Source organism: Saliniramus sp. (assembly GCF_035311605.1).
In the GTDB taxonomy this organism is placed as follows: Bacteria; Pseudomonadota; Alphaproteobacteria; order Rhizobiales; family Beijerinckiaceae; genus Saliniramus.
Map to the genome: position 1 here is coordinate 1 of NZ_DATGCW010000206.1, position 9,769 is coordinate 9,769.

Below are 9,769 nucleotides of genomic sequence, written 5' to 3' on the forward strand. Positions count from 1 at the left end.
CTCCATCCTCTCAGATGGGCGCCTCCCGTTGGGGGGAGGTGTCCCGCCGACGGGTATGACGGCGTTGCCGGCTCCCGTCAACAGCCTCGCGCTGGGGAAGGATGGCAAGCGAAGCGGCGCGCCGGAGTTCCGACGCGCCGCAAGGGCTTTCTGACGATGGATTTGCGCTGATGCCGGGATTTTTCAGAATTTCACGGCGGCACCGGCGCGGAAATTATGCAGGTTGACGTTTGCACCGTTGAGATCGGGGAAATGCAGATACTGCCATTCACCACGGATGAACAGATTCTCCGTAACGGAGACGTCGACACCGGCACCGCCGGCAAGGCCGATGCCGATGCGACGTTTGCGACGGGTCTCGGTTTCGTCGAGATCGCCGATGACGACGCCCGTTGCGACAACGGTCTCTGTCGTGTCGACAGTGGCGCTGCTAAAAGTTGTGTAGTTTGCCAATGCAAGGCCACCGGTCACGAATGGCAGAAAGCTCCCCATCGTATATCCGGCACGACCGCGCAGGGTCATGAGGTCGCGAACCTCGACAGAAACCTCGCCATTCGTGCGTGCAACGTATCGAACACCGTTGCTCTCCGTGCTGCGTCCCATGGCATCCTGGCCGGAGGTCGAGAGCTTGACGCGGGAATAGTCGGCCTCGAAACCAAGGACCGCTTCGTCAATCTGATAGTTGAAACCCGCAAACAGCCCGAAATTGCCTGAATTCATGGCGCCTGTACGAGGAGCAAGCCATTGATCAACACCAAGCAGGTCATTGATCGTCGTATTACGCAGGATAAAGCCGACAGAATCGCTCAATGAGCCACTGAATGATGCATTGCCCGTCGTCGCGCCGGCGGTGCCACCAAAATATCCGCCCTCCCATGCAACCACCGGCTTCATCGCCGGGCCTCCATATTGCGTGCCGCGCAGCGGGCCGAAGACATCGGCGGCCATGGCCGGTGCTGCAGGGGCAATGAGCGCGGCGAGGATTGCCGTCGAGATGAAGTATCTGGCCCGCATCGTCTTTCCTCTTTAAAGGTGCCGCGCCGAATACGCGGTGTCATACTGATTTCTGCCTTGATACTGGTCTGTTAACCTTAACAACCGCTTACCAGCATCTGAAAATTGTATTAATTTCCGAAATGCCATCTGAGACCGGCGCGGAACTCGTGCGATTCGAGGCTGCGCAGCGAGACGCCGCCGAAGCCCGTCGTGATGCCGGTATTGGCATGACGCAGGTTGAGATAGCGATAGCCGAGATCGAGGCTCGTATTGGCACCGGTATCGACCGCGACACCGGCCATCAGCGCCCAGGCGAAATCATTGCGGTTGCGGTTTTTCAGGGAGGCGAGCGTGGTGCCCCCGGAACTGATTTCATACTGGTTCAGCCGCTTGGCCGAGAAGCCGAGGCCGGCACCGATATACGGGGTGAACGCATGCCAGGTGCCAAGATCGAGATAGGCATTGGCCAGCATCGTCGTGGCCGACATCTGGCCCTGATGATGCCAGTCGGCAGTGCCGAGGCGGGTCTTCCCACGATAGCGGGCGTCGAAGCGGTGATCGATGGTAACGTCTGCCCGCAGCCAGGAGTTGAACTGATAGCCGGCACCGGCCCCTAGACTCATGCCGGTTCCCATGCGCCGATTGGTATGTTCGCGCGTGCCCGGCGCATCGTTACTGACGGCAGAGCCCAGCCCGGTCGAGCCGATTCCGACGTCGCCGCGCAGATACCAGCCGGCGCCGAGCGGGCGGTCGCTGATGAGCGGTTGGTCGAGATCGGGGAGTGGCGGCAGATCAGCTGCTTGTGCGGTATTGGCGGCGAGACCGACCATGATGGCCGCCGCGATCGGCATTACCCTCGACATGACGAAGTCCTCGGCTGTGACAACGAATCAACTCACGCAGGCCGCGCGATTTCTGATTTCGACTATCGCCGGTGATCGTTAAGTGATGATTAAGCTTAACAGAAAATTGCACTTTTTGATTGTGCGCCCGAAAATGAAAACGGCGCCCTGCGGCGCCGTTTGCAAAAAGCGTATGGTGATCATGATCATGCGGTTTTCCAAGATCACCGCAGATCAATGCTTTCGAATCACCGGCTCATCCCAATGAACCGGCTGGGCCTGCGGCGCATCAAGCATCCAGCGCAGGCCGACGCGGATGTCGTGCGAGTGCAGGTTGTTGAAAACCCAAGGCGTCTGTGACGTGCCGCCGCCATTCTGATTGCGCGCCGGGCCCCCGGTCTCGCCCTTGCCCATGTTCAGGTAGCGATAACCGACATCCATCTTCATGGTGTCGCTGAACTGATAGGCAAAGCCGGTATGCAGCGCCCACGCGAAATTCGTGCGCGTTCCGGCAGGTGCCGTTGCGACAGTCGGATTCCCCGGCGTGAGATTGATATCCCGGAAATGGCCGATCCGCACCCGTGCGAAACCGATACCTGCGCCCACATACGGTGTCAGCCCACCCCATGTTCCAAGGTCGAGATACGCATTGGCGAGGCCGACCCATTCGGTCTTGGACGCGTCGAAATAGTTCACGCCATTGGCAGCCGTGGTGCCGTCCGGCCGCAGGATCTGCTCGGTGGCACTGTAGCGTGAGCGCGTGCGGTATTCACCGGTCACATCCGCACGAAACCAGTTGTTCACCTGGTAGCCGACACCGACACCAATGGTCGCGGCCGGGTTGAAGGATTGCTTGATGAAGTCGATGCTGTTACCAGCATTGATAACGCGCGCATCGAGATCCACGTTGGTGAGATCTTTCAGATGTTGCTGCGTCACCCCGACATCACCGCGCAAATACCAGCCGCCGCCGATGGCGACCGGCGGGGGAGGCGGCTCGTAAACCGGAGGGGGCGCCGGAAGATCGGCGGCAAGGGTCGCTGATCCACCGGCGAGCAGGGTTGCTCCGGCGAGCGCGATCCCGGCAAGGGCGGTTCCGGCAAAGGCTGAAAGCCGAACTTCACGCATGACAGACTGTCCTCTTCGAGCATCAAACGCAGGCAGCACGAAGCAGCGCGCGTTGGTAAGACTTCCCGAAGAATGAACGCGATTTGTTAAATACGACTTAAAGTTAAATCTTAGGCCTAACAATCTTCTCCATAAGACTGGAAAGCCCGTGTTATTCCGAGACACGAGTTGGATATAACAGTCTGCAGTTGTGAGCTTTTTCAGGCCGCGACTCGGCTGATCACCCCGACGATATCGTCAACCACACGTGTGACGAGATCAGCGTCATCGCCTTCCCCCATCACCCGAATCACGGGTTCCGTGCCGGAGGCGCGGATGACGAGACGGCCATTGCCGTCCAGGCTCTTGCGTCCGGCCTCGATCGCACCGTTGACGCGCGCGTCACCGAGAGGATCGCCCCCGGCATAACGCACGTTCTTGAGGACCTGCGGCAGGGGATCGAAACTGTGGCAGGCCTCGGACACCGGCTTCTCGCTGCGCTTGACCACGCTCAGCAATTGCAATGCGGCGACGAGGCCGTCGCCCGTCGTCGCATAATCCGACATGATGATGTGCCCGGATTGCTCGCCGCCGAGATTGTAGCCATGCGCCCGCATGTGTTCGAGCACATAGCGATCACCGACGGCGGTGCGGATCGTCTCGAGGCCCAGCCCCGCGAGGTAGCGCTCAAGCCCGAGATTGGACATCACGGTCGCCACGATGCCGGGTTTCGACAGCCGCTCGTCCTCCCGCCAGCTGCGCGCGATCGCCGCCATCAGCTGGTCGCCATCAACCAGCTGGCCTTTTTCGTCGACGATGATCACCCGGTCGGCATCCCCGTCGAGGGCGATGCCGATATCGGCGCGCAATTCGCGCACCTTGGCCTGGAGCGCTTCAGGCGCCGTGGAGCCGACTTCGCGGTTGATATTCATGCCGTCCGGTTCGATACCGATGGCGAAGACCTCCGCGCCGAGCTCCCAGAGCGCATCCGGCGCAACCTTGTAGGCGGCGCCGTTGGCGCAATCGAGCACGATGCGCAGTCCGTCCAGATCGAGTCCACGCGGCAGGGTGCGCTTGGCGAATTCGACATAACGTGCCTGCACACCCTCGACGCGCCGCGCCCGCCCCAGTTGCGAGGCCGTGGCGAGACGGCGGGTCAGATCGGCATTGATGAATTTCTCGATGCGCTTTTCGGTCGTATCGGAGAGCTTGAAACCGTCGGGACCGAACAGCTTGATGCCGTTATCCTCGAAGGGATTGTGCGAGGCGGAGATCATCACGCCGAGATCGGCACGCATGGACCGTGTCAGCATGGCGACGGCCGGCGTCGGCATCGGACCGAGCAGCAGCGTATCCATGCCGACGGAGGTGAAGCCGGCAACGAGGGCGTTCTCGATCATGTAGCCGGAAAGACGCGTATCCTTGCCGATCACCACGCGGTGGCGATAATCACCCCGGTTGAAGACGAGCCCTGCCGCCTGGCCGACGCGCATGGCGAGTTCCGGCGTGATGGTGCTGTTCGCCCTCCCGCGAATGCCGTCCGTTCCGAAATACTGGCGCAAGGTCGCACCCCCCCGATTGATCAAAGCCGTTTTCCGTTCGCTCGTTGCAGCTACCCCGCACCTCGGGGAGCGTCAAGTTGCACGGGCGGCGACGATGTCCGTGTTCGTTCACATTGTCTGTTGAAATATTACGCGCAAAGGACTGACCGAGCGTAAATGACAATGCCCGCCGATGGGGCGGGCATTGTTTCAAGGCGGTGTACCACGCAAACGCGACGGTTCTTGCCTCAGGTCGGCTGCGGCTCGATGCCCGGATCGCCGGCATCAGGCTCGCCGCGCGGACGCGGCTTCTTTTTGCCACCGGCGCTGGGCACGATCGAGCCGCGTGCCGGGAGCGGCGTCTCGGGAACCTCGCGCACCGGGCGCTTGCCCTCACGCAGGCCGATCAGCTCCTCGCCGCTGAGCGTTTCGAATTCGAGCAGCGCTTCAGCGATGGTGACGAATTCGTCGTAATGCTCGGTGAGAACCCTCTTGGCATCGTGATAGCCCGTATCGACGAGACGGCGAACCTCCGCATCGATCTTGCGCGCGGTCTCTTCGGAAGTGGTGTTCTGCTTGCCCATCGACATGCCGACGAAGGGCTCGTCCTGGCCCGAGCCGTAATCGACGAGGCCGAGCTCGTCGGAATAGCCCATCTGGGTAACCATTGCCTTGGCGATCTTCGTCGCCTGCTGGATATCACCGGTGGCGCCGGAGGTGATGTTGTCCTTGCCGAAGATCAACTCCTCCGCCACGCGACCACCCATGGCGACCGCGAGTTGCGAAGTGTATTCCTTGTATTTCATGGAATAGCGATCGCCCTCGGGCAGGAACTTCACCATGCCGAGCGCGCGTCCGCGCGGAATGATCGTCGCCTTGTGGACGGGGATGCCGGCGGGCACGTAGAGTCCGACGATGGCGTGACCGGCCTCGTGATAGGCGGTGAGCTTCTTCTCTTCCTCGGACATGGCCATGGACTTGCGCTCTGCGCCCATCATCACCTTGTCCTTGGCATCCTCGAATTCGAGCTGCGTGACGATGCGCTTGGAGCGGCGCGCGGCCAGCAAGGCGGCTTCGTTGACCAGATTCATCAAGTCCGCACCCGAGAAGCCCGGCGTGCCGCGCGCGATGACGCGCACATCGACGTCGGGCGCCAGCGGCACCTTGCGCATGTGGACGCGCAGGATCTTCTCGCGGCCCGTGACGTCGGGATTGGGCACGACGATCTGGCGGTCGAAACGCCCCGGACGCAGCAGCGCGGGATCGAGCACGTCGGGGCGGTTGGTGGCGGCGATGATGATCACGCCCTCATTGGCCTCGAAGCCGTCCATCTCGACGAGGAGCTGGTTGAGCGTCTGCTCGCGCTCGTCATTGCCGCCGCCAAGGCCGGCGCCACGATGACGACCGACGGCGTCGATCTCGTCGATGAAGATGATGCAGGGCGCGTTCTTCTTGGCCTGCTCGAACATGTCGCGCACGCGGCTGGCACCAACGCCAACGAACATCTCGACGAAATCGGAGCCGGAAATCGTGAAGAACGGCACATTCGCCTCACCGGCCACGGCGCGCGCAGTGAGCGTCTTGCCGGTGCCGGGCGGGCCGACCAGGAGCACGCCGCGCGGGATGCGCCCGCCCAGCCGCTGGAATTTCTGGGGATCGCGCAGGAATTCGACGATCTCCTGCAGATCCTCCTTCGCCTCGTCAATGCCGGCGACGTCATCGAAGGTGACGCGACCATGCGCTTCGGTCAGGAGCTTCGCCTTCGACTTCCCGAATCCCATGGCACGCCCGGCTCCGCCCTGCATCTGCCGCGACAGGAAGATCCAGGCGGCGATGAAGATCAGGATCGGAAGCCAGTTGAGGAAGAGCGAAACGAACCAGGGTGTATTATCCTGTGGCGGGCGTGCATTGATCTGCACACCACGCTCCTGCAGCGTCTGGACGAGATTGGGATCGTTCGGCGCGAAGGTCTGGAACGCCGACCCGTCCTGATAACGCCCGGTGATCTCGTCGCCGGCGATGACGACGCTGGACACACGTCCTGCCTCCGCATCGGTCAAGAGCTGGCTATAGGCAATTTCCTGTCCCTGCTGACTCTGATTGGGGCTCTGGAAGAGCGTCACCAGGGCAAGCACGAGAAGGAAGATGACCACCCAGAGGGCGAAGTTTCTGAAATTCGGGTTCATCTCGATCCGTTCGTCGCCGATGTACATATCCGGCAGCGCGCCGTGCGCGCGCACCACCAATGGTCCGCCGTAACTTAGGCACGCTTGGGCGGATTGCCAAGTGACAGGAGAGGGAATGAACCGGAATTGCGGTGGGGCTGCGGCAACATGCCCGAAGCCGGCGCCCTCGCGGCGCGACCGCGACGTCCGGCGGAACCCGTCCAGATATGGGCATCTGCAGCGCATGACAGCGCTTCGCGCTGCAGGGCGATGGAGCGGGTGAGGGGAATCGAACCCCCGTCTTCAGCTTGGAAGGCTGTTGCTCTACCATTGAGCTACACCCGCCCGGGTGTGAGGATCGTAGCCAAAACCGCTCGCGGCGCAAACGCACAACCCTCGATGACCTGCCTGTTGATCGGCTTATGCCAAATATCGTCAAAAATCAATTTTTTCGGAACATGATATGGTGGGGGAAGTAGGACTCGAACCTACGAAGGCATACGCCAGCTGATTTACAGTCAGCCCCCTTTGCCGCTCGGGACATTCCCCCGCCGCGCGATGCCGCCGGAGCAGCGCGTCGGTATGCGCGTCTTATGAAAAGCGTGGCGCGCGGTGTCAACCCGCCGCCGTCCGGTTCGTAAAAAAATTCGCGCGGGCGGGTTCGTGCTGGCTGGCCGGTCAGGCAGCCCGACGGTCCGGGCCCGTCAGCCCCAGACGGGATGGCGGGACTGCCCGTTGCGCGGACCAGCCGGCGCGGGCATAGCTTGCGCGTCGCGCGACGTGCGGGAATCCTTGGAAAGAGGTGAGGACGTGGAACTCGAATCGGCCGTCATGGTCATGCTGGGGCTGATCCTCGGCGGTTTCGTCAAGGGCGCGACCGGCCTCGGCCTGCCGCTGGTCACCATCCCGGTTCTCGCCGCCTTCCTCGGGGTGCAGCACGCCATCGCCATCATGATGGTCTCGCTGGTGATGACGAATATCTGGCAATTATGGAAGTTCCACGCCTATCGCCAAGGCAGCGGCTTCCTCAAGGCGTTGCTGCCGACGGGGTTCGTCGGCGTCATCATCGGGACCTGGGTGCTGACGGCGCTTCCGGCGGCGACCTTGTCCCTGCTGCTCGCCATCATGGTCGTGCTTTATATCGGGCTCTCGCTGGCGCGCCCGGAGATGCGGATCCCGCCCGATTCTGCCTGGCGGTGGTCGCCGGCCGTCGGCTTCTTCGGCGGGATCCTCCAGGGCGCGACCGGGATTGCGGCGCCCATCACAGTGACCTTCATTCACGCCATGCGGCTGGCGCGCGAGACCTTCGTCTTCACGCTCTCGGCCATGTTTCTGGCTTTTACCGGCACGCAGTCCGTGGCCCTCGCCGTAACGGGGATTCTCACCTTCGAACGCTTCCTGCAGGGCTGGCTGGCGCTCTTGCCGATCGCGCTCGGCATGGTAATCGGGCACTGGGCGGGCAAGAAATTCAGCCGCAAGGCGTTCGAGCGGCTGATCCTGATCATTCTGGCGCTGATGGCTGCCCGCCTGTTCCATAGCGGGCTCATCGGCTGATCATCCGCCGAATTCATGCCTCAGGGTCTCGCCATGGGCATCGAGGGCGGGAACCGGGCGCAGGGCCGGGCTCTGTCCGTCGGCAAGCGCTCCGGGGGCGAGCATGGTGACCGGCCCCGCCGGCGTCTCCACCGTCACGAACCGGTTTTGCGGATGCGCCCGCAGATCCGCCATGGTCGAGACGCGGCCATAGGCGATGCGGGCCGCCTCCAATCGTGCCGCCATGGCGTCGCGGGGAATGCCCGCGAAGACGGTCGCGATGATCGCATCCAGCGCCGGGCGGTTGCGCACGCGCGCGGGATTGTCGATGAAGCGCGGATCCGTCGCGACGTCCGGACGATCGAGCACCTGCGTGCAGAAACTGCGCCATTCGGCCTCGTTCTGGATGGAGAACAGGACCGATTTGCCATCCGCACAGGCATAATCGCCGTAGGGGGCGATGGTCGGATGGTTGAGCCCGCAACGCTGCGGCGTCACGCCGCCATAGGCGTATTGCAGGTAAGGGACATTCATCCAGTCCGCGAGCGCGTGATAGAGCGAGACTGCGACATGGCGCCCGCGCCCGCTGATGCCGCGCGCGATCAGCGCCTGAAGGATGTTCTGATAGGCCGTCATCCCGGCGGCGATATCGCAGACCGAGACGCCGGTGCGCGCCCGGCCTTCCGGCGTGCCGGTGATCTCCGAGAGCCCGCTCTCGGCCTGCACCAGGAGGTCATAGGCCTTGAGATCGCGATAGGGGCCCTCGTCCCCGTAGCCGGATATGGCGCAGGTGATCAGCCGCGGATGGCGCTGCCGCAGCTCGGCCTGATCGAATCCGAGGCGCGTCACGGCGCCGGGAGCGAGGTTCTGGATGAACACGTCGGCCTCGGCGAGGATCGCGGCGAGCACAGCCTTGTCGCCCGTATCGCGCAGATCGAGGGCGATCGATTCCTTGCCCCGGTTGAGCCAGACGAAATAGGCGCTCTCGCCGTCGACGTATTTGTCGTAGCGGCGCGCGAAATCGCCCTCGGGCCGCTCGATCTTGATGACGCGCGCCCCGGCATCGGCGAGCCGGCTCGAGGCATAGGGCGCGGCAACCGCCTGTTCGAGGGTGACGACGAGCAGGCCGGAGAGCTCCGTGCCGGGCGGGCAATCGGGGGCGGAGGCCTCTGTCGGCTGCGTGCCGTCATCTTCGTCGCGCATTGTCATGACCACTCCTCGTCGATCATTCACCCTGGGCCATGGATGGCACTGCGGCCCGGCCCGGGACCTGCCGGATTGCCTGCACACTATCGCTCCCGTTGCGGAGTTTGAACGCCCTCGGGCGTTTTTGCTCTTGAAGCGCAAGCCAAAGCGCTTTATGCGGGCGCGCACAGGCGCAGCCGTGTCTACGCCGCCGGCAGCTATCGCCACCCACTCTGGAATCGAGGCGTCAGGGACCAAAGCCATGGCCAAGGAAAAGTTTGAACGTAACAAGCCGCACTGCAACATCGGCACGATTGGTCACGTTGACCACGGCAAGACGTCGCTGACTGCGGCGATTACGAAGGTTCTGGCGGAGTCTGGTGGTGCGTCATTCATGGCG

At 62.8% G+C, this 9,769-nt stretch carries 8 protein-coding genes and 2 tRNA genes; 2 read left to right on the plus strand and 8 right to left on the minus strand.

All coding sequences use genetic code 11. The annotated features are described in order from the left end of the window. Positions 1–183: 183 nt before the first annotated feature. From VKP01_RS09420 to VKP01_RS09450, 7 genes are all read right to left on the minus strand, one after another. Complete coding sequence (locus VKP01_RS09420; RefSeq protein WP_324411896.1) at positions 184–948, minus strand: outer membrane protein; 765 nt, start codon at positions 946–948, stop codon at positions 184–186. A gap of 176 nt (positions 949–1,124) precedes the next feature. Further along, positions 1,125–1,859: an outer membrane protein gene (locus VKP01_RS09425; protein ID WP_324411897.1), complete on the minus strand. Its 735-nt coding sequence runs from the start codon at positions 1,857–1,859 to the stop codon at positions 1,125–1,127. Between the two features lie 213 nt (positions 1,860–2,072). Next, a complete protein-coding gene (locus tag VKP01_RS09430) occupies positions 2,073–3,089 on the minus strand; it encodes an outer membrane protein (protein ID WP_324411898.1) in 1,017 nt (338 codons plus the stop codon). A gap of 77 nt (positions 3,090–3,166) precedes the next feature. Beyond that, positions 3,167–4,507 carry a phosphoglucosamine mutase gene (gene glmM, locus VKP01_RS09435; protein ID WP_324411902.1) on the minus strand — a complete coding sequence of 447 codons (1,341 nt, stop codon included), beginning with the start codon at positions 4,505–4,507 and terminating at the stop codon, positions 3,167–3,169. Positions 4,508–4,734: 227 nt separating this feature from the next. Next, positions 4,735–6,672, minus strand: coding sequence for an ATP-dependent zinc metalloprotease FtsH (gene ftsH, locus VKP01_RS09440; RefSeq protein WP_324411899.1), 1,938 nt, complete (start codon positions 6,670–6,672; stop codon positions 4,735–4,737). A 250-nt stretch (positions 6,673–6,922) separates the two neighbouring features. Beyond that, positions 6,923–6,996, minus strand: a tRNA-Gly gene (locus tag VKP01_RS09445). A 119-nt stretch (positions 6,997–7,115) separates the two neighbouring features. After that, positions 7,116–7,201: transfer RNA gene (locus VKP01_RS09450), tRNA-Tyr, on the minus strand. Between the two features lie 260 nt (positions 7,202–7,461). Between VKP01_RS09450 and VKP01_RS09455 the strand changes: the two genes are divergently transcribed. After that, complete coding sequence (locus VKP01_RS09455) at positions 7,462–8,205, plus strand: sulfite exporter TauE/SafE family protein (protein ID WP_324411900.1); 744 nt, start codon at positions 7,462–7,464, stop codon at positions 8,203–8,205. Here VKP01_RS09455 and VKP01_RS09460 read toward each other — a convergent pair whose 3' ends face one another. Continuing rightward, positions 8,206–9,393, minus strand: coding sequence for a CaiB/BaiF CoA-transferase family protein (locus VKP01_RS09460; protein ID WP_324411901.1), 1,188 nt, complete (start codon positions 9,391–9,393; stop codon positions 8,206–8,208). It abuts the gene before it with no gap. A 238-nt stretch (positions 9,394–9,631) separates the two neighbouring features. On the opposite strand from VKP01_RS09460, the gene VKP01_RS09465 reads away from it, so the two are divergent. After that, on the plus strand, positions 9,632–9,769 hold a 138-nt coding region (locus VKP01_RS09465; protein ID WP_324411903.1), incomplete at its 3' end, for a GTP-binding protein.

Coding starts and splice junctions, on each gene's coding strand:
- ftsH (WP_324411899.1), bottom strand. CDS start 6,672: ATGAACCCGAATTTCAGAAACTTCGCCCTCTGGGTGGTCATCTTCCTT.
- VKP01_RS09460 (WP_324411901.1), bottom strand. CDS start 9,393: ATGACAATGCGCGACGAAGATGACGGCACGCAGCCGACAGAGGCCTCC.
- VKP01_RS09425 (WP_324411897.1), bottom strand. CDS start 1,859: ATGTCGAGGGTAATGCCGATCGCGGCGGCCATCATGGTCGGTCTCGCC.
- VKP01_RS09420 (WP_324411896.1), bottom strand. CDS start 948: ATGGCCGCCGATGTCTTCGGCCCGCTGCGCGGCACGCAATATGGAGGC.